At 72.5% G+C, this 24,786-nt stretch carries 19 protein-coding genes; 9 read left to right on the top strand and 10 right to left on the bottom strand.

The window, feature by feature from the left end; all coding sequences use genetic code 11:
- Positions 1–84 precede the first annotated feature (84 nt).
- Together AB0M80_RS04325 and AB0M80_RS04320 are read left to right on the top strand one after the other, a co-directional pair.
- Positions 85–2,079, top strand: a complete 1,995-nt coding sequence (locus AB0M80_RS04325) for an SDR family oxidoreductase (protein ID WP_364558696.1) — start codon at positions 85–87, stop codon at positions 2,077–2,079.
- Between the two features lie 118 nt (positions 2,080–2,197).
- Positions 2,198–3,391 carry a cell division protein DivIVA gene (locus AB0M80_RS04320; RefSeq protein WP_364558693.1) on the top strand — a complete coding sequence of 398 codons (1,194 nt, stop codon included), beginning with the start codon at positions 2,198–2,200 and terminating at the stop codon, positions 3,389–3,391.
- A gap of 135 nt (positions 3,392–3,526) precedes the next feature.
- On the opposite strand, the gene AB0M80_RS04315 is transcribed toward AB0M80_RS04320, so the two are convergent.
- The 4 genes from AB0M80_RS04315 to AB0M80_RS04300 all read right to left on the bottom strand — a co-directional run bounded on the left by AB0M80_RS04315 (position 3,527) and on the right by AB0M80_RS04300 (position 6,075).
- Entirely contained in the window at positions 3,527–4,852 is a 1,326-nt protein-coding gene (locus AB0M80_RS04315; RefSeq protein WP_364558690.1) for an amidase family protein, read from the bottom strand.
- A gap of 69 nt (positions 4,853–4,921) precedes the next feature.
- On the bottom strand, positions 4,922–5,524 hold the full coding sequence (locus AB0M80_RS04310) for a response regulator transcription factor (RefSeq protein WP_364558687.1): 603 nt from the start codon (positions 5,522–5,524) through the stop codon (positions 4,922–4,924).
- Positions 5,525–5,548: 24 nt separating this feature from the next.
- The gene (locus AB0M80_RS04305; protein ID WP_364558684.1) at positions 5,549–5,821 is read right to left on the bottom strand and encodes a hypothetical protein; all 273 of its coding nucleotides are present in this window, start codon (positions 5,819–5,821) and stop codon (positions 5,549–5,551) included.
- Positions 5,818–6,075 carry a WXG100 family type VII secretion target gene (locus tag AB0M80_RS04300; protein ID WP_364558681.1) on the bottom strand — a complete coding sequence of 86 codons (258 nt, stop codon included), beginning with the start codon at positions 6,073–6,075 and terminating at the stop codon, positions 5,818–5,820. Before AB0M80_RS04300 ends, AB0M80_RS04305 begins: the two co-directional genes overlap by 4 nt.
- 172 nt (positions 6,076–6,247) lie before the next feature.
- Between AB0M80_RS04300 and AB0M80_RS04295 the strand changes: the two genes are divergently transcribed.
- Positions 6,248–9,508 carry a BTAD domain-containing putative transcriptional regulator gene (locus AB0M80_RS04295; protein WP_364558678.1) on the top strand — a complete coding sequence of 1,087 codons (3,261 nt, stop codon included), beginning with the start codon at positions 6,248–6,250 and terminating at the stop codon, positions 9,506–9,508.
- Positions 9,509–9,705: 197 nt separating this feature from the next.
- A complete protein-coding gene (locus AB0M80_RS04290) occupies positions 9,706–13,335 on the top strand; it encodes a BTAD domain-containing putative transcriptional regulator (protein WP_364558675.1) in 3,630 nt (1,209 codons plus the stop codon).
- Here AB0M80_RS04290 and AB0M80_RS04285 read toward each other — a convergent pair.
- The 5 genes from AB0M80_RS04285 to AB0M80_RS04265 are packed head-to-tail and all read right to left on the bottom strand — an operon-like array spanning position 13,294 to position 18,263.
- Positions 13,294–14,688, bottom strand: a complete 1,395-nt coding sequence (locus AB0M80_RS04285) for a GH1 family beta-glucosidase (RefSeq protein ID WP_364558672.1) — start codon at positions 14,686–14,688, stop codon at positions 13,294–13,296. The genes AB0M80_RS04290 and AB0M80_RS04285 overlap by 42 nt on opposite strands.
- On the bottom strand, positions 14,685–15,509 hold the full coding sequence (locus tag AB0M80_RS04280) for a carbohydrate ABC transporter permease (protein ID WP_364558670.1): 825 nt from the start codon (positions 15,507–15,509) through the stop codon (positions 14,685–14,687). The genes AB0M80_RS04285 and AB0M80_RS04280 overlap by 4 nt, the downstream gene beginning before the upstream one ends.
- Positions 15,506–16,411 carry a sugar ABC transporter permease gene (locus tag AB0M80_RS04275; protein ID WP_364558667.1) on the bottom strand — a complete coding sequence of 302 codons (906 nt, stop codon included), beginning with the start codon at positions 16,409–16,411 and terminating at the stop codon, positions 15,506–15,508. Before AB0M80_RS04275 ends, AB0M80_RS04280 begins: the two co-directional genes overlap by 4 nt.
- Before the next feature lie 6 nt (positions 16,412–16,417).
- Complete coding sequence (locus tag AB0M80_RS04270; RefSeq protein WP_364558664.1) at positions 16,418–17,674, bottom strand: extracellular solute-binding protein; 1,257 nt, start codon at positions 17,672–17,674, stop codon at positions 16,418–16,420.
- A 10-nt stretch (positions 17,675–17,684) separates the two neighbouring features.
- Complete coding sequence (locus AB0M80_RS04265) at positions 17,685–18,263, bottom strand: LuxR C-terminal-related transcriptional regulator (protein ID WP_364558662.1); 579 nt, start codon at positions 18,261–18,263, stop codon at positions 17,685–17,687.
- 182 nt (positions 18,264–18,445) lie between these two features.
- Between AB0M80_RS04265 and AB0M80_RS04260 the strand changes: the two genes are divergently transcribed.
- The 5 genes from AB0M80_RS04260 (at position 18,446) to AB0M80_RS04240 (ending at position 23,415) form a co-directional block, all read left to right on the top strand.
- Positions 18,446–19,594, top strand: a complete 1,149-nt coding sequence (locus tag AB0M80_RS04260) for a glycoside hydrolase family 3 N-terminal domain-containing protein (protein WP_364560314.1) — start codon at positions 18,446–18,448, stop codon at positions 19,592–19,594.
- A gap of 57 nt (positions 19,595–19,651) precedes the next feature.
- Positions 19,652–21,076 (top strand): serine hydrolase domain-containing protein, encoded by a 1,425-nt coding sequence (locus AB0M80_RS04255; RefSeq protein ID WP_364558659.1) that lies wholly within the window; start codon positions 19,652–19,654, stop codon positions 21,074–21,076.
- Positions 21,077–21,100: 24 nt separating this feature from the next.
- On the top strand, positions 21,101–21,814 hold the full coding sequence (locus AB0M80_RS04250; RefSeq protein WP_364558657.1) for a MerR family transcriptional regulator: 714 nt from the start codon (positions 21,101–21,103) through the stop codon (positions 21,812–21,814).
- Between the two features lie 279 nt (positions 21,815–22,093).
- Complete coding sequence (locus AB0M80_RS04245) at positions 22,094–22,963, top strand: oxidoreductase (protein WP_364558654.1); 870 nt, start codon at positions 22,094–22,096, stop codon at positions 22,961–22,963.
- Positions 22,964–23,007: 44 nt separating this feature from the next.
- Positions 23,008–23,415: a hypothetical protein gene (locus AB0M80_RS04240; protein ID WP_364558652.1), complete on the top strand. Its 408-nt coding sequence runs from the start codon at positions 23,008–23,010 to the stop codon at positions 23,413–23,415.
- 7 nt (positions 23,416–23,422) lie between these two features.
- On the opposite strand, the gene AB0M80_RS04235 is transcribed toward AB0M80_RS04240, so the two are convergent.
- Positions 23,423–24,769 (bottom strand): MFS transporter, encoded by a 1,347-nt coding sequence (locus tag AB0M80_RS04235; RefSeq protein WP_364558650.1) that lies wholly within the window; start codon positions 24,767–24,769, stop codon positions 23,423–23,425.
- Between the last annotated feature and the right edge of the window lie 17 nt (positions 24,770–24,786).

The following is a 24,786-nucleotide window of genomic DNA, read 5'->3' as shown; positions in this document are numbered from 1 at the left end:
TCACGTTTCGACACGGTGGTCACTGACGTCGTCATGCAGCAGAATGCCCAGGGTCCGGGCGGTGCGGTGAGAGGTGTGAAGACCATGGCGACGTTCTTGGTGACCGGGGCGACCGGATTGATCGGGCGTCACTTCACCCGGCTGCTGCTCTCCCGCCCCGACGACGACCGCGTCGCACTCGTCGTGCGCGCGTCCTCGCGGGCCAAGCTGGCCGCGTTGGTCGACCAGTGGCCGCACTCCGACCGCGTCACGCTGATCACCGGCGACCTCGGCGAGCCGCTGCTCGGCGTGTCCGAAGCCGACCGCGACGAGCTGCGCGGCGGTGTCGACCACGTCGTGCACCTCGCCGCGCTCTACGACCTCACCGCCGACGACGAAGCCAGCATCAAGGCCAATGTGGACGGCACCCGGGCCGTCGTCGACCTCGCCGCGGACCTGCGTGCGGGCTGCCTGCACCACGTGTCGTCGGTGGCCGTCGCGGGCGACCACGAAGGCGTGTTCACGGAGGAGATGTTCGACGCCGGGCAGCGGCTGGTCACGCCGTACCACCGGACCAAGTTCGAAGCCGAGAAGATCGTCCGCGAACAGGACGAGGTGCCGTGGCGGGTCTACCGGCCCGCCGTCGTCGTCGGGCACTCCGAGACCGGCGAGATGGACAAGATCGACGGCCCGTACTACCTCTTCCCCGCGATCAACCGGCTCGCCGGGCTGCCGGACGTGCTGCCGGTCGTCGGCCCGGACCTCGGCGACACCAACATCGTCCCGGTCGACTACGTCGCGAAGGCGCTGCTGGAGCTGGTGGTGAAGCCCGGGCTCGACGGCCACGCCTTCCACCTGGTCAACCCCGAGCCGCAGCCGGTCGTCTCGGTGTACAACGCCTTCGCGAGGGCCGCGGGCGCGCCGACGATCACCGTGCAGCTGGGCGAAGGCCTCTCGAAGCGGATCATCGGGCTGGTCAAGCTGACCGAGCACATCCCCGGCGTCACCATCGCCCGCGACGCCGTGCTGGAGCGCTTCGGCATCCCGCCGGTGCTGCTGGACACCATGGCGTTCCCGTCGGTGTTCTCCTCGGCCGAGACGCGCAAGGCGCTGGCCGGCACCGTCGAGGTCCCCCGGCTGGAGGAGTACGCGCCGACGCTGTGGCGCTACTGGCGCGAGCACCTCGACCCCTTCCGCGCGCGCAAGCACGGCCCGCGCGGCGAGCTGGACGGCCGCCGCGTGATCATCACCGGCGCGTCCTCGGGCATCGGCCGCGCGACCGCGTTGAAGGTGGCGGCGGCAGGTGGGGTTCCGTTGCTCGTCGCGCGCCGCCAGCACGAACTCGAAGAGGTCCGCGACGAGATCGTCGCCGCCGGCGGCACGGCGTCGGTGTACCCGGCGGACCTGACCGACGAGGACTCGGTGCGCAAGGCCGTCGACGCGATGCTGGCCGAGCACGGCCGGATCGACATGCTCGTCAACAACGCCGGCCGGTCGATCCGCCGGTCGATCAGGCTGTCCTACGACCGGATGCACGACTACGAGCGCGCGATGGCGATCAACTACTTCGGCGCGGTCCGGCTGATCCTCGCGGTGCTGCCGCACATGTCGGAGCGGAAGTTCGGGCACATCGTGAACGTGTCGTCGATCGGCGTGCAGGGCATCGCGCCGCGCTTCTCGGCGTACGCGGCGTCGAAGGCGGCTCTGGACTACTTCTCGCGCATCGCGGCGACCGAGACGCACGGCGACGGGATCACGTTCACCACGATCCACATGCCGCTGGTGCGCACCCCGATGATCCGCCCGACGAAGATCTACGACGCGTTCCCGACGAAGTCACCGGAACAGGCCGCGGACATGGTGATGAAGGCGCTCGTCGAACGGCCGAAGCACATCGGCACCCCGGCCGGGCAGGCGATCGGGCTGGCCTACACGCTCACGCCGGGCCTCACCGACGCCGTCGCGTACCAGGGTTTCCGGATCTTCCCGGATTCGGCCGCGGCGGGCGGTTCGGGGGAACTGAAGATCGGACGTGGCGAGAAACACCTCTCGCGCGCGGCGATGGCGCTGGCCCGGCTTTCGCGCGGCTTCCACTGGTGACTTCCACTGGTGACACAGCGTTTCCGGGGTGAGGCCATTCCGGCGACGCGGCGACACGTGTCGGTGATTCGTTAAGCCGGACGGCGGAGCCGGACGGTCCCCGGGTACCGTCGGGCGCATGGTTCCTGAGCGCGACCCCGCCGCAACCGCCCTCAACGGCCTCCTTCCCCTCCGTCGTGAATACACCCAGGCCTGGCACGGCTTCGACCGCAACGAGGTCCGGCAGTACCTCGACCACGTCGAAGCCCAGCTGCGCCGGGTGCTCAGCGAACGCGACGCCGCGGCCGCGCAGGCCGCCGCGGCCGCCCGCGAGGTCGAGTCCGTCCGGCAGCAGGTCGCCTCTCTGGAAGCGCGCGTCGAGGAGCTGAAGAAGCCGCCGGAGCGGCTCGAGGACCTCGACGAGCGGATGCAGCGGACGGTCACGCTCGCGCAGGCGCGCGCCGACGAGATCATCAAGCGCGCCGAGGTGGCCGCGGAGAAGACGTGGGCGTCGTCGACCGAGGCGTCGAAGAAGCTGCGTGACCGGTACACGAAGCTGGTCGCGGAGCTGGACAAGCAGGCCGACCTGCTGCACTCCGAGCACGAGAGCGCGCTGGCGGAGACGCGCGCCGAGGTGCAGCGGCTGACCGTCGAGGCGGCCCAGCGGCGGGAGCTGCTGGACAACGAGGCGGAGCGGAAGCGGCGGAAGCTCGAGCGCGAGTTCGAGGCGTCCCTGGCGGCCCAGAAGGCGGCGCTGGAGAAGCACGTCGCCGACCAGCGCACGGCGAGCAAGAACCAGGCCGAGCGCCGGCTCGCGGAGGCGACGGCGGAGGCCAAGCGCCGCCTCGACGAGGCCACGGCCGAGGCCAAGCGCCGGCTGGACGAGGCGACCACCCAGGCGGCCCAGCGCACGACGGCGGCCCACCGCAAGGTCGAGCGGCTGGCGGAGATCCGCGAGCAGGCGCGCAAGAGCCTGGCGATGGCGGAGGACATCCTCAACCGCAGCGAGACGCAGCTCGCGGCGCTGCCGGAGGAAGCGGTGATCCCCCAGGCTTCGAAGCTCGTCGGAGGCGACTCGGCCGCGGACTCCCCGACGACCCCGGCCGCGCCGGTGGTCCCGCTGGTCCAGCCGCAGATCCCGGCATCGGTGAAGCCGGCGGCGAAGGCCGCTGCGGCTCCGAAACCGACGCCTGCGGCGGCCAAGCCTGCGCCTGCGGCGGCCAAGCCGGGGAACGCACCGGCGAAGCCGAACGGCCCGGCGACGAAGCCGGCGAACGGCAACGGGAACGCGGCGAAGCCGCTGGCGCCGTCGGCGAGCAAGCCGGGCTCCTGAGCCACGCCGTCCGGCCTCAGCCGGGTAGTTCGCAGCCGGTCAGCCTGCCGAGCACCCGACTTCCGTGAATGCCACCTTCAGGGTCTTTACGTCTCTGAAGGTGGCATTCACCGCTTTTCGGCCGCCGGCCGCACCTCAGTTGCGGGCCGTGCGGGGCCACGGGTTGGCCGACTCCAGCTGGGCCGCCAAGCCGAGCAGCAGCGACTCCCCGCCCGGCCGCGCCACCAGCTGGACCGACGTCGGCAGCCCCGACGCCGTCGACCGGCCCATCGGGACCGTGATCGCCGGGTAGCCCGCGAAGTTCCACTGGCCGGTGAACCCGGCCAAGCGCGTCGACGGGAAGACGTTCGCCGGCCACCGGCGCTCGTGCCAGCGGCCCGCCTTCACCGGCCAGTGCGACAGCGTCGGCGTCATCAAAACCTCGTGGGAAGCGAAGAACTCCTCCGCCCGCGAGAGCCAGCGCTGCCGCGTCCGGTCGCTGATCAAGCCCGCTCGCTGGACCAGCCGTCCCGCGCGGACGTGCGCGCGGGTCCGGCGTTGCAGCCGGCGGAAGTCGAAATCGCGAGCTTGGAGTGCCGGGCCCGCCAGCCAGCGGGCCGTCATCCCCGGGACCATCGTCTTCGGGTACCTCGGTGCGCCCGGTGCGACCGTGTGCCCGGCCGCCCTCAAGAAGCCCGCCGCCTGCTCGACCGCCGTCACCAGCTCCCGCGGCACCGGGGTGTGCAGCAACGGCACCGTCGTCGTCATCGCGATCCGCACCCCGGACGGCGAAGGCACCGAAGCCAGCGCGGGCGCGTCCGCCAGCACCGACAGCAGCACCGCCGTGTCGGCGACCGTCGTGGCGATCGGCCCGTGCACCGACATGCCGAACCAGCCGCCTTCGGACAGCAGGTCCGCACCCGGCTTGAGGCCGACGAGGCCGCACATCGCCGCCGGCAACCGGACCGAGCCCATGCCGTCGGAGCCGTGCGCCACCGGGACCAGCCCGGCCGCCACCGCCGCCGCGCTGCCGCCGGACGAGCCGCCCGAGGCGTACGTCGGGTCCCAGGGGTTGCGGGCGATGCCGTCCGGGGTGTCGCTCATCGGCCAGATGCACAGCTCCGGCACCCGCGTCAGCCCGACGAGCACCGCGCCCGCCGCCCGCAGCCGCGCCGCGATCACGCCGTCCGAACCGGCCGGCGCGGACGGCCCCGCCACCGAACCGTGCGACGCGCATTCGCCGGCGATGTCCGTGACGTCCTTGACCGCGACGGGTACCCCGGCCAGCGGGAGCGACGCGAGATCGTCCCGCGCGGCGAGCTCCGCGGCTTCCGCCAGCGCCTCGGCGGCGCGCACCCGCCGGAAGGCTCCGATGACGCCGTCCGCCGCGGCGATCCGGTCCAGTGCCTCCTTGGCCACGCTCACCGGATCGAGGGTCCCGGCCCGGACGGACGCCGCGATTTCCACTGCGGTCAGCACCATGATCGTGACCCTAACCCCGTTCAGGTCCTCGGGAAGCCACGAATGGGTGACAGTGGCGCGGGAAACGTCTCAGATCGCGCCCGCTCGCAGCGCGTAGGCGACGGCGTGGGCCCGGTTGTTCAGGCCGCACCGCGTCATCAGGCCGTACAGGACGTTCTTCACGGTCCGCTCGGAATAGCACAGCTTCGCCGCGATCTCCTCGGTCCCGAACCCCTCGGCGACCAGCCGCAGCACGTCGCACTCGCGGGCCGCGAGCCCGGACAGCGTGAGCCCGTTGGGTTCCAGCACGTCCTTGCGCATCCGCTGCACCTGCGCGAGCAGCGCGCCCTGCAGCCGCGGCGGCAGGTTGGCCGTGCCGTCACCCGCGGCGAGCACCGCCGTCACCAGCTCGGCGCCGCCCGTCTCGCGGCGCGGCAGGATGGCCACGACGCCGCTTTCCAGCACCGCCATCAGGTCGCTTTCGCGGAAGTGCTCGACGACCAGCACGACGTGGGACGCCTTGGCCGCCCGGATCTCGCCCAGGACGGTCTCGTTGACGTGGTCCTCCATCACCAGCAGCACGTCCGGCACGAGGTCGGTGACGCGGACGTCCGGATGCGCGTCCAGCAGGCTCACCGCGCCGGCGTGCGTGATCGGGTCCGAGGCGAGGACGCTCACTTCGACGGGCTTCATGGAGGCAGTGTGGCCGGGGTGTCTTCACGCCTTCCCTATTCCGTCTTCACGCGCGTGAAGACGGAATAGCTCGCCCAACGCCGCCCGCGCCCGCTCCAGGCACCCGGGCATCCGCTCGGCCGCGCGAGCCCAGTCGCACCGGGCGCGCGAGTACTCCTCCCGCGCCTCGGGGGTCCAGCCGGCCTGCCCCGGCTCCACCTGGGATTCCAGGTCGGCCAGCAGTTCGCCGAGCTCCCCGCTGATGGCGCCCAGCCGGTCCAGCACCAGATCGGCGAAGCTGAAGTCGAGCCGCGTCACGGCAGGCGCGGGCGCGGCACCCGGCCGCCGGTCGTCTCCAGCAGCTCCGCCAGCCGCGAGAGGATCACGTCGAACTCCTGCTCCCAGTCGCTCATCGCCTGCCCGAACCGCACCGAGGCCTCACCGCGCCACGACGCCTGCACCATCGCCATTTCGCTGTTGACGTCGCGAAGGCGGGAGCGGGCAGCTTCGATGGCGTACGCGAAGCAGGCGGCGGCCCGCTGCATGTCTTCGGTCGACGTGGCTGACGCCATGCGGAGCTCCTCTCGGGCTTCCCGAGCGTGGCGCACCCCGGTGCGCGGCGAAACCCCGCCCGGGTGCCGTTGCCCGAATGTCCGCGATCCTTGCCTGCCGGTTCACGACGTCCGCGTATGCTCACGGCAGGCATCCGGCGCGTGACGGTTCGTCGCGCACGAAGGGAGACCGATGTCGGCCGCGGACGGCTCCGCACCGAGACTCCAGCTGCTGGGCCCCGTCAAAGCCTGGCAGGACGACGTGGAGCTCGACCTCGGCTCCGCGCACCGCCGGACGGTCCTCGCCGCACTGGCGATGCACCCGAACCGCACGGTTTCGCGCGAGGAGCTGATCGACGCCGTCTGGGGCGACGCGCCGCCGCAGAGCGCGCAGGGCTCCATCTACACCTACGTCTCCGGGCTGCGGCGCGCGCTCGAACCCGGCCGCGCCAAGGGCGAAGGCCCGCAGCTGCTCGCGTCGATCGGTTCCGGCTATTCGCTTCGGCTGGCCGCCGAAGCGATCGACGTCCACCGGTTCGAGGCCCTGCGCGAGCAGGCACAGCGCAAGCAGGCGGTGGGCGATCTCCGTGGTGCGCGCGAAACTTTCGACGAAGCGCTGGGGCTCTGGCACGGCGTCCCGCTGTCCGGCCTGACCGGGCCGTTCGCCGCCGCCCAGCGGGCCCGGCTCACCGAGGTGCGGCTGGCGACCATCGAGCGGCGCGCCGAGGTCGTGCTGGAATCGGGCGGCCACGACGAAGTCGTCGCCGAACTGACCGCGCTGACCCGCGAGCACCCGTTCCGCGAAACGTTGCACGGGCTGCTCATGCGGGCTCTGGTCCGGGCCGGCCGGCGGACCGAGGCGATCGCCGTGTACGCCGACGTCCGCGCCCGGCTCGTCGAGTCGTCGGGCACCGAACCCGGCCCGGCCCTGCGGCGGCTGCACGACGAACTGCTGGAAAAACCCGCCGCGGCACCGGAACGGCAACAGCCGCCGGCCCCACGGCCGGCGCGGTTTCCGGCCGTGGCACTGCCGGAGCGGGCGGAGATCTTCGTCGGCCGGGAGGCCGAACTGGGCCGGCTGCACGAGGCCGTCGCCGCCCTGGGTGAAGGAACGGGCCGGTCGGTGTGGCTGGAAGGCGAGCCGGGCAGCGGCCGGACCGCGCTGCTCGCCGAATTCCTCACCACGGCTCAGGACCTCAACCCCGCCTTCGCCGCCGCGGACGCGCTGGACCAGCGGTTCTCGCTGCGGCCGTTGCTCGACGCGCTGGGCGTGCACCCGCGGGCCGCCGACGAGCGCCGGGCCGCCCTGGCCGTGCGGCTCGCCGAGCAGCCCGGCGAGGACCCCCTCGACGGTGTTCTCGGGCTGGTCCGCGAGCTGTGCGCGGAGGCCCCGCTGGTGCTCGTGGTCGACGACCTGCAGTGGGCGGACGACACCACGCTGCGGGTCTGGCGCTACCTGAGCCGGGAGACGCGGCAGCTGCCGTTGCTGCTCGTCGGCGCCTGCCGTCCGGTGCCGCGGCCGGCCGCGCTCGACGACCTGCGCGCCGAGCTTGACAACGATGACATCACCCTGCTCTCGCTGGCGCCGCTGGCCGAAGACGCCACGCGCGAGCTGGCCACCGAGCTGGCCGGCGCGCCGCCCGGGCCCGGGCTGCAGCTACTGGTGTCCTACGCGGCCGGAAACCCGCGCTACCTCCGGGAAATCGTCGAGACGCTGCTCGCGCAGTCGATGATCGTGCTCGACGGCGTCCACGCGCACCTCGACGGCAACTCGGACGAGACCATCCCGCCGCCGCTCGGTTCGCGGATCACGCTGTACCTGAGCTTCCTGTCCAGCGGGACCCGCGACACCCTGCGCTGGGCCGCGCTGCTGGGCGGGGAGTTCTCGCTGGCGGACATCGCCGTCGCCACCGAACGGCCGCCGACGGCGCTGGTCGGCGCGGTCGACGAGGCGATCGCGTCCGGGGTGCTCGTCGAGTCGGGCGACCGGCTGGCGTTCCGGCACCCGCTGGTGCGCCGCGTGCTCTACGAAAAGACCCCCGCCGCGATGCGGGTCGCGCTGCACCGGCAGCTGGCCGAGGCCTTCGCCGCCTCGGGCGCGCCCGCCGAGCGCGTCGCCGAGCAGCTCGCCGCCGCGCCCGCGCAGGTGGACCCGTGGGTCACGGCGTGGCTGCTGGAGCACATCGGCACGGTCGCCACCGAGACCCCGCGGGTCGCGGTCGACCTGCTCCGCCACGCCGTCACCCAAGGGACGCTGCCGCCGGACGCGCGGGAGACGCTGACCGCCACCCTGGCCCGGCTGCTGTTCTGGCTCGGCCGGGAACCCGAAGCCGAGGCCCGCTCGGTCGTCGCGCGGACGTCCGACAGCAGGCGCGCGGCCGAGATGCGCTGGATCCTGGCCTACGTCTACTACCGCCGCGGCGACTTCTCCGAGGCGACCGCCGAGCTCAAACGGACCCTCGCCGACGCCGACGTCCCGGAAATGTGGCGCGGGCGGCACGAAGCACTGCTGGCCACGCTGGAGAAGCTCGGCGAAGAGACGGCCTTGGCGCCCGCCGGGCTGCACCCGCTGGACGACGCGGCGCTGGCCGTGCCGAACCTCGACAGCCTCGACGACGCCGCCGAGCCGCTCGACGCCGCCCGGCGGATCGCCGCGACCCGCGCGGTGCCGGGTGAGATGCACCTGGCCGGCGCGGTGCACTACTACTGGCTGGGCCGCTGGCCGGAGGCACTGGCCGAGCTGGACGCGGTGATCCGCGACGGCGCCGAAACCGCGTCCTACGTCCTGCGCAGCCCGGGCTCGGCACTGCTGGTCCACGGCGTCGGCGCGCTGATCGCCGGGCACCGCGGCGAACCGGCCCAGGCCCGGGCGCACCTCGACGCGGCCGACCGTCAGCAATGGCCGCCGGGTCTCGAGCCCGACGGCGGCGACTTCCTGCTCGCGGCGCGGGCGCTGCTGGCCGAGCAGGACGGCAGGCCCGAAGCCGCGCTGGCCGCGTTGTTGCCGCTGCTGGATGACAACCACCCGCCCGCCGCCCGCCACCAGTGGCTCCCCGACCTGGTCCGCCTCGCCGGTCTGCTCGGCGACCGGCAGCGCACGCACCAGGCGCTGCGCCTGCTCGAACCCGACGGTGACGTCCCGCCCGCCCACGCCGCGGCGGCCGCGCACTGCCGCGGCCTGGTCGCCGGCGACCCCGACCCGGTCCTGACGGCCGCCGGCCACTACCGGGCCGCCGGCCGGCTGCTCAAGCAGGCCAAGGCGACGGAGGACGCGGCGATCCTGCTGGCCGAGTCGGGCGAGCTCGCCGAGGCGCGCACGGCGTTCCGGGCCGCGCTGACGGCGTACACCGGCATGGGCGCGGTGTGGGACGTCCGCCGCGCGGAGGCCCGGATGGGCCCGTTCGGCATCCGGCGGGCCAACCCCGCACGCCCCCGCGCGGCCGCCGGGGACTGAGGCCGCTCCGCCGCCCCCACCCGCCTCCGGCCTCCCGCCAAGGTCCGTCAAGGTGGCATTCACGGATTTGGAGTCGGTCGGCGGCGAGCAACCTCGGGCGGGGTTGCCACGTCGGTAAGGTCACCGGAGTAGCCGGTACCGAGATGTCCCTGGGGGATGGGGTCTGGGGCGCCAAGCCCCAGAGGGGACGGCACGACATGCCAGGCGATGCGGACACCGGCCTGCGGGTGGGCGTGCTCGGCCCGCTGCGGGCCTGGCGCGGGGCGGCCGAGATCGGTCTCGGCCCCGCTCGTCAGCGCGCCATCTTCGCGGTGCTCGCGGTCAACGCGGGCCGCCCGGTTCCCCGTGCCGAACTGATCGCCGGGGTGTGGGGCGACTCCGCGCCGGCGAGCGTCGAAGGCAGCGTCCACACCTACGTCTCCGGGCTGCGCCGGGCCCTCGAACCGGACCGGTCGCGCTGGTCGGCGGCCAGTGTCCTCGTGTCGGATCCGGCCGGGTACTCCCTGCTGCTCGGCGAAGACGCGCTCGACGCGGCCCTGTTCGAGCGGCACCGCGAACGCGCGCAGCGGCACCTCGACCGGGGTGATCCGCACGCGGCGGTCACCGAGCTGGACGACGCTCTCGCGCTCTGGCAGGGCGAGGCCCTCTCCGGAGTACCCGGCGGGTTCGCCGAGCGGCACCGCGAATACCTCGCCGAGCTCCGGCTGAACACCATCGAACGGCGCGCCGAAGCCGTGCTGGCGCTCGGCGGGCACCTCGACCTGGCGCCGGAACTGGCGGTGCTGGCCGGCGAGCACCCGCTGCGGGAGTCGCTGCGGGAGTCGCTCATGCTCGCCCTCTACCGCAGCGGACGGCCCGCCGACGCCCTCGACGTCTTCCGCGACACCCGCGCCACGCTCGTCGCGGAGCTCGGCGTCGAACCCGGCCCGGCGCTGCAACGGCTTCAGCAGCAGATCCTCGCCCAGGACCCGGCCCTGGACGCCCCCGCGGCGCCGGTCGTGGTCATCGGGCACCGGCTGTTCGGCCGGGACGCCGAGACGGCCCGGCTCGCCGAGCTCGTCGCCGACGTCCGCGCCGGCCGCGGCCGGGCCGTCTGGATCGAGGGCGAGGCCGGGATCGGCAAGTCCGCGCTGCTCGCCCGCTCGCTGCCGGACGGTCCCGGCTTCCAGCGGCTCTGGGCCGCTGCCGACGAGCTGAGCACCCGGTTCCCGCTGCAGGTGGTGCTGGAGTGCCTGGCGATCGACGCGCATTCGCCCGACCCGCGGCGCGCACGGGTGGCGAAGGAGCTCGCGGGCGAGAGCCCGGTGCGACGCAGCTGGGGCCCGCCCGACCCGGTGCTCGGCGCCGTCGACCGGCTGCTGGCCCTGGTCGACGAGCTGTGCGCGCAGTCGCCGCAGGTGCTGGTGCTCGACGACCTGCAGTGGGCGGACGAGGCGTCCGTGCTGGTCTGGCACCGGCTCTGCGCGGCGACCCGGCAGCTGCCCCTGCTGCTGGTGGCCGCGACCCGCCCGGCGCCGGACCGCGCCGAGCTCGCCCAGCTGCGCCGGGGCGTCCGGGCGCGCGACGGGGTCGTCCTCGACCTCGCGCCGCTGACCGGCGAGGACATCGGCCGGCTGATCGAGGACCAGATCGGGGCGCCGCCCGGGCCGGGGCTGCGCGAGCTGGCCACCCGTGGCGCGGGAAACCCGTTGTACGTCAAGGAAATGGTCGAGGTCCTGCAGCGCGCCGGCGCGGTGGCGGTGAGCGGCGGCGAGGCCGACGTCGACGACCCGGCGGAGTTCGAGGCGCCGCGATCACTCGTCGCCGCGGTCGACCGGCGGCTGGACTTCCTGACGGCGCGGACGCAGGAAGTGCTGCGCTGGGGCGCGCTGCTGGGCATGGAGTTCGCCGTCGGTGACATCGCCGCGGTGCTCGGCACCCGGCCGTCGGACCTGCTGGCGCCGCTGGAAGAAGCCGTCACCGCGAACGTGCTGATCGACACCGCGACGCAGCTGGCGTTCCGCCACCCCCTGCTGCGCCAAGCGCTTTACGACCGGCTGCCGGCCGGAATGCGGGCGGCGCTGCACCGGCAGGCCGCCGAGGCGCTCGCCGGGATCGGCGCCCCGGTGAAACGCGTCGCCGAACAGCTGGTGGCGGCGCCGGCGACGGTGGACGAGTGGGTGCTCGACTGGCTCGCCGGGCACCACCCGGCCGTTTCGACCCGGGCGCCGCTGATCGCCGTCGAACTGCTGGAACGGGCGCTGGCCGCGTGCGCCGGCTCCGACCCGCGCCGGGAGACCCTGCTCGTGGCGCTGGTCAAGGTGCTGTTCCGGCTGGAACGCAACCCGGAAACCCTGGCGCGGCAGGCTCTCGACGTCGCCACCGAACCGGACGCCGTCGAGGAGATGCGGCACCTGCTCGCCGCGATGCGGCACCGCCGTGGTGACACCGAAGGCGCTGTCGCGACGCTCGCCGCGTCCGTCGACGACCCGGCCGTGCCGGAGCTCTGGCGGGTCAAGCACCGGCAACTGCTGGCGAACTTCCGCCGCGGCGATCTGTCCGATTTGGACACCGCGGAGAGGACGGCGCACGAGACGAAGTCCCTCGCCGGCGGTGACCGCTACCTGACCGCGCACGCACTGCAGTCGTTGTGGCTGGTCGATTCGGTGCGCCGCGAGCACGACCGCGCGCTCGCCCACATCGACGCGGCGATCGAGGCCGTCGGCGACGACCACGAGCTGGCCGACCTGCACCTGGACCTGCTCGACAACCGCGTGTTCACGCTGCAGAACCTCGACCGGCTGGCCGAGGCGGGCGACGCCCTGCGCGCGGCGGGCGAAGTCGCCGCCCGGCACGCGCTGCCGGTCGGGCTGCAGGTGTCCGCCGCGGTGCACCGGTACTGGGAAGGCCGCTGGGACGAGGCACTGGTCGAGCTGGACACGGTCATCGAGGACGGCCCGGCGATCACGTTCTACGGCCTGCGCGAGCCCGGCCCGGCGGCGCTGCTGCTGCACGGTGTCGCGGCGCTGATCGCGGGCCGCCGGGACGACCGGGCCCAGGCCGCGGCCCACCTCGACGCGGCCGAGGAGTACGCCCCGGCGACCGGCGCCGAGCGCGAAAGCTTCGACTTCCTGCTGGTCGCCGACGCCCTCGCGGCCGAGCAGCGCGGTGACCGGGCCCGCGCGCTGGCCGTGCTCGAGCCGATCCTGAACCCGACGTACGCGCAGATGATGCTGCGGCACCAGTGGCTGCCGGCGTTCGTGCGGCTGGCGATGGACCAGGACGACGTCAGCCGCGCCCGGCGGGCGTTGGCGGTGTGCGAGGAAGAAGCGGCGAAGGAACGGCGTCCGGCGCGGGCGCACGCGGCGGCGTCGTGGTGCCGCGGGCTGATCGAGGAAGACCCGGCACCGGTACTGGCGACGGCCGAGCACTTCCGCGCGGTCGGCCGCCGCCCCGAACTGGCTTCCGCGCTCGAGGACGCGGCTGTGCTGCTGGCGCGCGCGGGCCGGCTGGACGCGGCGCACGCGGCGTTCGAGGAGGCCGCCGAGCTGTACACGGCGTTGGCCGCGCGCTGGGACCTGCGCCGCGCGGAAACCCGGCTGCGCCGTCTCGGCGTCCGCCGCGGTGCCCTGGTCTCACCGATCCGGCCCGGTCACGGCTGGGAGTCGCTGACGCCGATCGAGGTCCGCATCGCCGGTCTGGTCGCCGAGGGCCGGTCCAACCCGGACATCGCGGCCGAGCTGTCGTTGCCCCGCCGGACGGTCCAGGCCCACGTGGCCCGGCTGCTGGGCAAGCTGGAGACGCCGTCACGCTCCGGCGTCGCCGACGCCGTCCGCCGTCGGCCCTAGGGCGTTGGCCTTCGCGACCCGGCCGAGGAAGCGGCCGGAGTCCTTGACCGTCCGCCGCTGCGTCTCGAAGTCGACGTGCACCAGGCCGAACCGCTGCGAGTACCCCATGGCCCACTCGAAGTTGTCCAGCAGCGACCACGCGAAGTACCCGCGGACGTCGACGCCGGCACGGATCGCCTTGTGCACCGCCGCGAGGTGGTCCATGAAGTAGTTCACCCGCGCCGCGTCGTACACGCGGCCGTCGACCACCTGGTCCCCGAAGGACGCGCCGTTTTCCGCTACCACCAAGGGCAATCCCGTCTGCGAAGAAAGCCACTTCAGCAGCGAAGTGAGCGTCGAGGGCGACTGTTCCCAGCCGAAAGCCGTCAACGGCCCCTCCGCCGGCAGCACATCCATCCCCCGCAACCCCGGCAGCGGGCAGTTGCTCGGCGAAAACGGGTCGGCAAGCGGCGTCACCCTCGCCGGCGCGTAGTAGTTCACGCCCAGCCAGTCGATCGCCGCCGCGATCACGTCCGTGTCGCCGTCGAGCACCGAAGCCGCAAAGCGACCGCCGTGGTACTCCACATCGGACACCACGTCCGCCGGGTACCCGTGGCCCAGCACCGGTTCCAGGAAGAACCGGTTGTGGATGCCGTCGAACTTCCTGGCCGCTTCGAGGTGCGCCGGGGTGTTACCGTCCGGGATCACCGGGGCGAAGTTCAGCGCCAGCGAGAACTCGTGGCCGGGCCTCGCCTGCGCGGTCAGCGCCCGCGTCGCCAGCCCGTGCGCCAGCAGGAGGTGGTGGGCCGCGACGAGCGCCGTGTCGTGGTCTTGGACGCCCGGCGCGTGCACCCCGCTGCCGTACCCCAGGAACGCCGCGCAGAACGGCTCGTTGATCGTCGTCCACTGGTGCACGCGGTCGCCCAACGCGTCGTGGACCACGGAGGCGTACTCGGCGAACCGGAAAGCCGTGTCGCGCGCCGGCCAGCCGCCCGCATCTTCCAACGCCTGCGGCAGGTCCCAGTGGTAGAGCGTGAGCACCGGCACGACGTTGCGGCCGAGCAGTTCGTCGACCAGCCTGTCGTAGAAGGCGAGACCGGCCCCGGACGTCGTCCGGCCGTCCGGCATCACCCGTGGCCACGCCACCGAAAAGCGGTACGCGTTCAGGCCGAGATCCGCCAGCAGGCCGATGTCCTCGGGGTAGCGGTGGTAGTGGTCGCAGGCGACGGCGCCGGTCGCGCCGTCGAGCACCTTGCCCTCGGTGGCCGCGAAGGTGTCCCAAACGGACGGTCCGCGGCCGCCCTCGGCCACCGCCCCTTCGACTTGGTAGGACGCGGTCGCCGCACCCCACAGGAAGCCTGACGGGAAAGTCATACCGGTGCCCCTTTCAGGATGCCCCGCACGATGTAGCGGCCCAGCAGCAGGAACAACGCGATGACGGGCAGGACGGCGAGGGTCGCGCCGGTGAGCATCAGCGCGTAGTCGGTGTAGTAGCCGCTGGCCAGCTGGGACAGGGCGACCTGCACGGTCGGCGTCTCGTTGGGGTCGAGGACCACCAGCGGCCAGAAGTAGTCGTTCCAGGTGGCCATGAAGGTGAGCATCGCGAGCACTGCGGCCGGCGCCCGGAGGGCGGGCACGGCCACGTGCCAGTAGGTGCGCAGGATCGAGCAGCCGTCGACGGTCGCGGCGTCGACGAGGTCCGCGCTGATCGCGTTCTCGCACGCCTGGCGCATCCAGAACACGCTGAAGGCGCTGACCAGCGCCGGCACGATCACCGCCTCGAGCCGCCCGTACCAGCCGAGGTCGCCGACGACGAGGTACAGCGGGATGACGCCGAGCTGCGCCGGCACCATCGCCGTGCCGACGACCAGCAGGAACAGCGTGTTGCGGCCGGGGAACCGCAGCCGCGCGAAGGCGAACCCGGCGAAGCCGGCCAACACGACGTTGGCCACCATGACGGTGCCCGCGACGATCAGCGAGTTCCCGATGGCCAGCCAGAAGTCGACGGTGCCGAAAACCCGCCGCACGTTCTCGGCCAGGTGCCCACCCGGCAGCAGCAGCGGCGACGTCTCCCCGATCGCCGAGTTGTCGCGCGTGGCCACGACGAACGACCAGTACAGCGGGAACACGGAGGCGCCGAGCACCCCGGTCAGCACGGCGTACACCCAGCCGCCCGGCCGGCGCCGCGCCGTCACGCCGACCTCACGAACCGGCGCACCAGCCGGTAGTTGACCAGCGCGAACAGCGCGCAGATCACGAACATCACCCAGGTCAGGGCGGCCGCGTAGCCGGCGTCGAAGTGCGTGAAACCCCTCTCGTACAAGTACATGACCAGCGTCTGGAACTGGCGGTCGTTGCCGCCGGTCCCCCCGGTGCCGCCGGCGTCGAACAGCTGAGGCTCGGCGAACAACTGCAGGCCGTTGACCGTGCCGGCGATGGCGGTGAAGGCCAGCGCGGGCCGGATGCCCGGCACGGTGATCGACCAGAACGTCCGCCACCGCGAGGCGCCGTCGAGCTCCGCGGCTTCGTACAGATCGCCGGGGACGGCCTGCATCGCGGCCAGGTAGATCAGGGCGTTGTAGCCGGTCCAGCGCCAGAGCACCATGCTGGCCACGGCGAAGTGCGACGACCAGGTCGTGGCCTGCCAGTTGACCGGCGCCACGCCGAACCAGCCGAGGACCTCGTTGACGACGCCGTAGTCGCGGCTGAACAGCTGCCCGAACACCAGCCCGACGGCGACGACGGACACGACGTTCGGCAGCAGGACCCCGGTGCGCCACCAGGTCGCGGCCCGCAGCGGCCGGTCGAGCAGCGCCGCGATGCCCAAGGCCAGCAGGAACTCCGGGACCGCGGCGAGCAGGAAGATGGCGACCGTGTTGGCGAGCGCGTTGTAGAACCGCGGGTCGGTGAGCAGGTCGCCGTAGTTGGCGAGGCCGAAGGCGCCCTGATCGCCTTCGAGGAGGTTCCAGTCGTGCAGCGAAACCCAGGCCGTGTACAGCAGCGGAAAGGCACCGAAGACGACGAACAGGGCGAAGAAGGGCGCGACGAGCAGCAGCGGCGTGACCTTGCGGTCGAAACGGGCGAGCCGGTGCTGCACGCGCGGCTACTTCAGGACGGCCAGGGCCTGCTGGACGGCTTTCGTCCAGGCCTGGTCGACGTTCTCGGTCCGGTCCTCGATCCGCCCGAGGGCCCGGCCGAACTCCGGCCGGACGTCGGCGTCGCGCAGGCCGCGGTAGTTCGGGCGCAGCTGGTCGGCCGAGGCGGCGAAGATCCGCCCGATCGGCGCGTCGCCGAAGTAGGGGTCGGTGTGCGCGACGACCTGCGGATCCTCGTACACCGCAGGTTCGCTGGGCAGGATGCCGTCGGAGAGGAAGAGTTTCTTCTGCTGTTCCGGGGCGGTCAGCCAGCGGGCGAGCTCGTACGCCTCCTTCTGGTGTCCGCCCTGCTTCGGCACGGTCAGGAACGAGCCGCCCTGGTTGCCGCTCTTGCCGGGCACGGTCGTGACGTCCCACTTGCCGCGGTTGGCGTCCCCGCCGGCTTCCTTGATCTGGCTGAGCATCCACGCGGGACAGGCGACGGTGGCGAAGGACCCCTGCTTGATCGCCACGTTCCACGCCTGGGTGAAGGTGGTCGCCGCCGCGGTCTGCCCCCTCGCGGCGAGGCCGCCGGAAAGGAAGAAAGCGGTGTGCACGCTCGGGTTGCGATCGGCGATGAAGGAGTCGTCCCGCTGCGAGAAGTAGTTCTCCGGCGACTGGTTGAGCATCGCCGTGTAGACGGTGCCGGCCGAGTCGGCGAACTTCACGCCCGGCGTCTTCGCGGTGAACCGTTCGGCCGTGGCGGCGTAGGCGTTCCAGTCGGGCATCAGCTTGGCGACCTCTTCGCGGTCCGTCGGCAGGTCCGCGGCCTGGAACAGATCGCGTCGGTAGCAGAGGGCGAGGCTGCCCATGTCCGTGCCGAGGCCCAGCACGAAAGCGCCGTCGGTGCCCTGCGCCCACTTCCACGGCACCCATTGGTGTTCGAGGTCGCGCGCGCCGTAGGTGGCGAGATCGGCGAACTTGTCCTTCGCCTTGCGGTACTGCGGCATGTACTGCTCTTCGATCGCGACGACGTCGGCGGCGCCGTGCCCGGTGGCGAGCTGCGTGGCGAGGCCCTTGTGGTGGGTGTCGAAGTCGGTGACCCGGTTCTGCACCGTGATGTCCGGGTGCAGCTTCTCGTACTCGGCGATCAGGGGCGCGTAGCCGAATTCACCGAAGGTCGCGATGGTGAGCTTCGTCTTGTCCCCGGCGTCACCCGGACTGCAGGCGGCGAGCGGGATCAACGCGGCGACCACGATGGCGGTCCGGCGGACGATCGTTCGCAACAGGGCTTCCTCAGATCACACCGGCCCGCACGGCGTACGCGACCGCGTGCGGCCGGTTGCGCAGGTTGAGCCGGTTGGTCATGGCGTAGATGACGTTCTTCACGGTCCGCTCCGAGTAGCAGAGCTTGCCCGCGATCTCGGCAGTGTCCCAGCCTTCGGCCATCAGGCGAAGCACATCCACCTCGCGCGGCGTCAGCGTCGCCCCGCTGCCCTCGTGGGCCAGGGCTTCGACCTGCTCGCGCAGCGACGACGAGCGGCCCCGCGCGGCGGCGAGCACGCTCCCGGTGAGCCCCTCGAGCGCGGTCCGCGGCAGCACGGCGCAGACGTGGCACTCGGCGAGCAGGCTCAGGTGCGCGGGGTCGACGTGCCCGGCGACCAGCACGATCGCGGCGGGCGACTCGGCGGACGCGGCCCGCAGCGCGGCGACGGCCTCCCGATCGACCTCCCCGACGGCGAACACCAGCACGGCTGCCTCGGCCCGGCGGGCGGGGGGCAGGACCAGCAGCTCCGGGCGGGCCTTCAGGTGGTTGATCAGCCCGGTCAGGGCGATCGGGTCGGACGCCCACGCCGCCACTCGCACCTGGTCCACTCGAATCCTCCTCCGCCCACGCCGAATCCTGACCTGCGCCAGTCTGCTGAGGACGCCTTCACGAATTCTCTAACGCCGGTGAGCCATTCTTCACGCCGTGAAGTTTGGCCGTCGACTACGGTCAAGGGACACACGGACGAGTGAAGGGACCGATGAACCGCCGACGTCTTGCCGCCCTCGGGGTGGCGTTCTGCATCGTGGCCGGGTGTCTGCTGGTCGCAGGCCTGCAACCGCGGACCGTGTCCGGGCTGGCGCTGCCTTTGACGTCCGCTCGGTCTGCCCCTGCTTCGGCGGCTCCTGCTCCGGCGCCTTCCGCTCCCACCTCGCGGCTCGCGCGGCCGGGCGACTGTGCGTCGCTGGTGGACGGACTCGACGTCCGCGGCCAGGTCGCGCAGCTGGTCATCGTGGGTGTTTCCGGCGACAACCCCGCGGCGACGGTGTCCCTGGTGCGCGATCACCAGGTCGGCGGGATCTTCATCGGCGGTAACGCAACAGCGTTGTTGAAAGATCGCTCCCTGGCCGCGGTCCAGGCCGTGGCCCGGGTGCCGGTGGCGGTGTCGGTCGACGAGGAAGGCGGCCGCGTCCAGCGCATCGACGACCTCGACGGAGACCTGCCGTCGGCCCGGACGATGGCCGCGACGAAGTCCCCGGACGAGGTCCGCGCGCTGGCCGCCGAGCGGGGCCGCCAGTTGCGCGCCCGCGGGGTGACGGTGGACTTCGCCCCGGACACGGACGTCACGGACGCCCCGGACGACGACGTGATCGGCGACCGGTCGTTCAGCCCGGACCCGGCCCGGGTGAAGACGTACGCGAAAGCGTTCGCGGCGGGTCTCCGCGACGCGGGTGTCCAGCCGGTGCTGAAGCACTTCCCCGGCCACGGCCACGGCTCGGGCGACTCCCACAAGGGCACGGTGGTGACACCCCCGCTCGACCGGCTGCGGGCGGTCGACCTGGTGCCCTACCGCGGCCTGGCCGACTACGGCCCGGTCGCGGTGATGGTCGGCCACCTGGACGTACCCGGCCTCACCGACGGCGTCCCGGCTTCCGTGTCGCCGGCCGCGTACCGGTTGCTGCGCGGCGAGTTCGGGTTCACCGGGCCGGTGGTGACGGACGACCTCGGGGCGATGAAGGCGATCACCGCGCAGTATTCGCTGCCGGAGGCGGTGCTGAAGGCCCTGCAGGCCGGGGCGGACGAGGCGTTGTGGTCCTCCGGGGGCCGGGTGGACGCGGTGCTGGACCGGCTGGTCACGGCCGTGCAGGCCGGGGAGCTGCCGAAGGCGCGGGTGCAGGAGTCGGTGGCGCGGGTGCTGCGGGGCAAGGGCCTCTGCTGAATTCCCGGGGCGTCCGGCTTGACCTTGCCCCTGGGGCAAGGTTCGACGATCATCCGCATGACCGAGAACGCATTGCACAGCATCGAAGCCCGGATCCGCGAACAGGTCGCCGCCTCCTGCGAGGCCGACCACGTCCCCGGGTTCGTCGCCGGCGTCCACCACGCCGGCGAGCAGATCGTCTTCGCCCACGGCACCGCGAACGTCGCCACCGGGGCGCCGATGCGCGAAGACACCGGATTCCTCTTCGGCTCGGTGACCAAGGTCCTGACCACCACGCTGGTCCTCCAGCAGGTCGAACGCGGGCAGCTGGACCTCGACGCACCGGTCGCGAAATACCTCCCCGAATTCGCACTGAGCACGCCCGGCGCGGCGGACCGGATCCTCGTCCGGCACCTGATCTCGCACACCAACGGCATCGACGCGGACCTCTACTTCCCCGACGCCCGGGGCCGTGACGCCCTGAAGACGTACGTCGAGGGTCTGGCGAGCAGCTGCGGAACCCTCTTCGAGCCCGGCGAGCACCTCAGCTACTCCAACGGCGGCATGATCGTCGCGGGCCGGCTGCTGGAGGTGGTGACCGGCCTGACCTTCCCGGAACTGCTCGAACGCGACGTCTACGCTCCCGCCGGCATGGAGAACGCCGGCACCTCGGCCGCCCAGGCCATCCTGCGCAGCACCGCGATCGGCCACTTCCCGGCCCCGGGCACCATGGCGGCGAAGCCGACGGACATGTTCATGCTGCCCGACACCTGGGGCCCCGCCGGTGGCACGCCGATCGGCACCGTCGCCGACCTGCTCGCGTTCGGGCGCACCCACCTCGCGGGCGGTGTGTCGCCGTCCGGCACCCGCGTCCTGTCGGCCGGGTCGGTCGCGTTGATGCAGCAGGTCTCGCACGACATGGCCACGCCGAACGTCCCGCCGATGGGCCTGGGCTGGGTCCGGTACCCGTTCGGCGACACGACCGTGCTGGCCATGTCGGGCGCGTCGCCGGGTGGGGTGTCCATCCTGTGCGTCGTGCCCGCGCACGACCTGGTCTTCACCGCCTTCGGCAACACTCCCGGGGCGATCGTGCTGCAGGACCGCATCCTGCAGCTGCTCCTGAGCGAGCACCTCGGGATCCCGGTCCCCGCCCTGCTCACCGAACCGGAGCCGGACGTCGACCTCGCCCCCTACGTGGGCACCTACCGCTCCGACCAGCTCCGCATCGACGTCAGCATCGTCGACGGCCAGCTCGAAGAGCGGATGACGTACGAGCCGGCGGACGAGTCGCAGGAGCGGATTTTCACCGCGTTCGCCGGTGGGGCGACCTCGGCGCCGCCGCAGCGCTACGTACCGATCCGCCCCGGCCTCTTCGCGCCCGCCGGGTACCCGCCGGAGACGTTCGACGGCTACCTCCGCCTGCTGCTCGTCTCCTACCACGACGTCCGCGACGGCCGGGCGCGTTTCCGCAACGGCGGCGGCCGCCTGACCCGTCGAGTCTGACCCGTTCCCTGGAAGGATGCCCGCATGATCACGATCGGCCGGCTCGCGGACTACGCCGGAGTGACCACCAAAGCCGTCCGGCACTACCACGAGCGTGGCCTGCTCCCCGAGCCCGGCCGCGACTCGTCCGGCTACCGGCGTTACACGGCCCAGCACGCCATCGACCTGGTCAAGATCAGGACGCTGACTGCCGCGGGTGTGCCGCTGGCCCGGATCAAGGGCCTCCTCGACGCCGACGAGGACACGCTCGCGGCCGCCATCGCCGAGATCGACGACGATCTCGAGGACCGCATCGAGCAGTTGCGGCGGACGCGCGATCAGCTCGCCCAGCTGCGCGGCGGCGACCGGCTGTTCGTCTCGCCGGAGGTCGCCGGCTACCTCGACGAGCTGCGCGAGCTCGGCGTCAGCGAGCGCCACCTGCGCCTGGAACGCGACGGCTGGATCCTCATGCAGACGGCCTCGCCCGAGGACGCCGCCCGGTGGATCGCCGAAAAGCGGGATCTCTTGGCGGACCCCGAATTCCGTGCCCTCTGCCTCGAGCACGACGTCGCTTACGACTGGTCGCCGGACGATCCGCGGCTTCCCGCGCTCGCGGAGCGCACCCGGAGCTGGTTCGCCGGGCGAGCCGAGCCCCAGGCGCTGGGAAACCCGGACATCGCACGGCTGGCCGCGCAGTCTTTGCCCGGAGGGTCTTCGCCGGCCTGGGAGCGTCTGGCCCGCCTCATGGAAAGGCCGTGAGGCCTCGCCTGCCGGCCGGATGTGTTGCGGGACAAGCAAAAAGGACTGAGTCGTGGTGGTCATGCCAACGACGTTACCGAACACAGGTTCGAAGGTCACCACTGAATCGGGTGAAACCCGGGAATAAGTTCGCGCCGCTGTTTTCCTTGCGGCATAGGGGAAACAGCGGCGCGGCGACGTGAGCAGCCCCCGATTTCCACGCTACCGGTGGCCACCGACGAAAACGGAAACCGGATCGCGCCTAGACTTTCGGCAAGAGCACCCGGAGCAAGGAGCAGCATGGCGAATCTCGGCGGCACCTTCACCCTCGGCGGCGAACTGCCCGTGACGCGCATGGGTTACGGCGCCATGCAACTGGCCGGTCCCGGTGTGTGGGGGCCGCCGCGGGACCACGACACCGCCGTCGCCGTTCTGCGGGAAGCCGTCGAGCGCGGGGTCACCCACCTCGACACCAGTGACTACTACGGCCCGCACACCGTGAACGCGCTGATCAAGGAAGCCCTGCACCCCTACCCCGGATCGCTCGTCATCGTGACGAAGGTGGGGGCCCGGCGGAGCGAGGACAAGGGCTGGCCGCCCGCCTTGTCGGCCGAGGACCTCACCCAGGCCGTGCACGACAACCTGCGGAACCTCGGCGTCGACGCGCTCGACGTCGTCAACCTGCGGCTCAGCAACGCCGCCGGGGACTACCCCGTGCCGATGTCGCTCGCCGAACCCTTCGGGGTGCTCGCCGAGCTGCGGCAGCAGGGCCTCGTGCGGCACCTCGGCGTCAGCCACGTCAGCGCCGAGCAACTGGACGAAGCGAAGGCGATCGCGCCCGTCGTCTGCGTCCAGAACCAGTACAACCTCGCCCACCGCGAAAACGACGACCTCGTCGACAAGTGCGCGGCCGAGGGGATCGCCTTCGTGCCGTACTTCCCGCTCGGCGGGTTCAGCCCGCTGCAGTCGGGGCTGCTCGACGACTGCGCCGCCCGCGTCGGTGCCACGCCGATGCAGGTCGCGCTCGCCTGGCTGCTGCAGCGGTCGCCGTCGATGCTGCTGATCCCCGGCACGTCGTCGCCCGAGCACCTGCGGGAGAACCTCGCCGCCGCCGAACTCGAACTGCCCGCCGACGTTCTCGCGGATCTGGACCGGATCGGCGCCGCCTGATCGCTACGCTGAGCGCGCAAGCAGACACGAGGACGGAGAAAAGCGTGGCGCAGTGGGGCGATCTGGTCGCATACATCAGGCAGTCGTACCGGGTGGTGCGCGACGAGCCCGACGAACTGCGCATCCGCCTGATGTTCGGCGACGATCCCGACACCGAGCAGCGCGCCCAGATCGTGGTGATCGCCCACGAGATCCTCGACCAGCGCGAGGACTGGGTCCAGATCGCCACGCCGTTCGCCCGGCACGAGGAGGTCGACCTCCTCGAGGTGCTGACCGAGGTCGGCGAGGCGATCGTGGTGGGCGGGCTCGCCGTGATGGGCGAGCACGTCGTGCTCCGCCACTCGCTCCCGCTGATCAACCTCGACATCAACGAGTTCACCGACCCCCTCGAGCTGGTCGCCGGCGCGGCCGAGCTGCTGGAGCAGCAGTTCACCGGCCGCGACGACTATTGAACCGGCGCTATTCCCCCGGCCGGGTGCTCCCGGACGACAGGGGGATCACCGCGACGGCGGCGGCCACGGCGAGCCCGGCTCCCACGCCGAGCGCCGCGGTCGCCGTGCCCGTGCCGAGGTAGAGCCCGCCGAGGAGCGCGACACCCAGAGTGCCGCCGAGCTGCTGCACCGCGTTGAGCAGCCCGGCCGCCGAGCCCGTCTCGTGGGGGCGGACCCGGTGCAGGGCCGCGGTGAAGAACGGCACCGTGAACGTCCCCATGCCGAGCCCGCACAACGCCAGCGCGCCCAGCAGCGGCCACGGGTACCCACGCCCCCCGAAGGCGTACCCGGCGACGGCGGCGAGGATCCCCGCCGGCAGCAGGGCCAGCCCGGCGAACATCACGCGCGCGCCGAACTTCGGCACCAGCCGGGCGCCGGCGAACCACGACGACACCGCGAGCCCCGCCGAGAGCGGCAACAGCGTCAGGCCCGCGGTCCGGACGTCGACGCCGAGCCCGAGCTGCAGTTGCATCGGCACCACCTGCATCAGCCCCGTCATCACCGCGAAGAACAGCAGTGACCCGGCAAGCGCCGCCGGGAACCCGCGGTGGGCGAACAGGCTCGGCTCGACCAGCGGCGCGGCCGCGCCGCGCTGCTGGAAGCCGAACACCACCAGCAACGCCGCCCCGGCCGCGAGCAGCCACCGGTTCGTCCCGGCGGGGTCGATCAGCGGATACACGAGCAGCCCGGCACCGGCGACGACGAGCACGGTGCCGGCGAGGTCGAGCCGCGGCCGGACGGCGGCCCGGTCCTCCTGCAGCAGCCGCGCGGCGAAGAGCACCGCGAGCCCCAGCGGGACGTTCACCAGGAACACCGCCCGCCACGACACCGCCTGCGTCAGCAGCCCGCCGAGCAGCGGCCCGGTGACCGCGGACAGGCCCATCACCGGCCCGATGCTGCCCAGCGCCTTCGCGAGTTCGTCACCGTCGAACAGGGCGCGGATGAGGCCGATGGTCTGCGGGATGATCAGCGCCGCCGCCGCGCCTTGGACCGCGCGCGCCCCGATCAGCAGCCCGGCCGTGCCGGAGAGCGCGCAGACCAGCGAAGCGAGCACGAAGCCCGTCACGCCGATCCGGAAGACCCGGGCCCGGCCGAAGATGTCGCCGAGCCGGCCGCCGGTGATCAGGAAGACCGCGAACGGCAGGGTGTAGGCCGCGCTGAACCACGGGATGTCGACGGCGGGGCCGGGCAGATCGACGTGGATGGCCGGGCCCGCGACCTGCACGATCGTGGCGTCGAGCAGGTTCATCGCCTCGGCGACGAGCAGCACGGCCAGTGCGGCCCAGCGCCGCCGGTAACGCGTCATGGTCGGCAAGGGGTGGCTCCTTTCGT

The organism is Amycolatopsis sp. NPDC051045 (assembly GCF_040682955.1).
GTDB lineage: Bacteria > Actinomycetota > Actinomycetes > Mycobacteriales > Pseudonocardiaceae > Amycolatopsis.
This window is presented reverse-complemented; position numbering and strand designations above follow the sequence as displayed.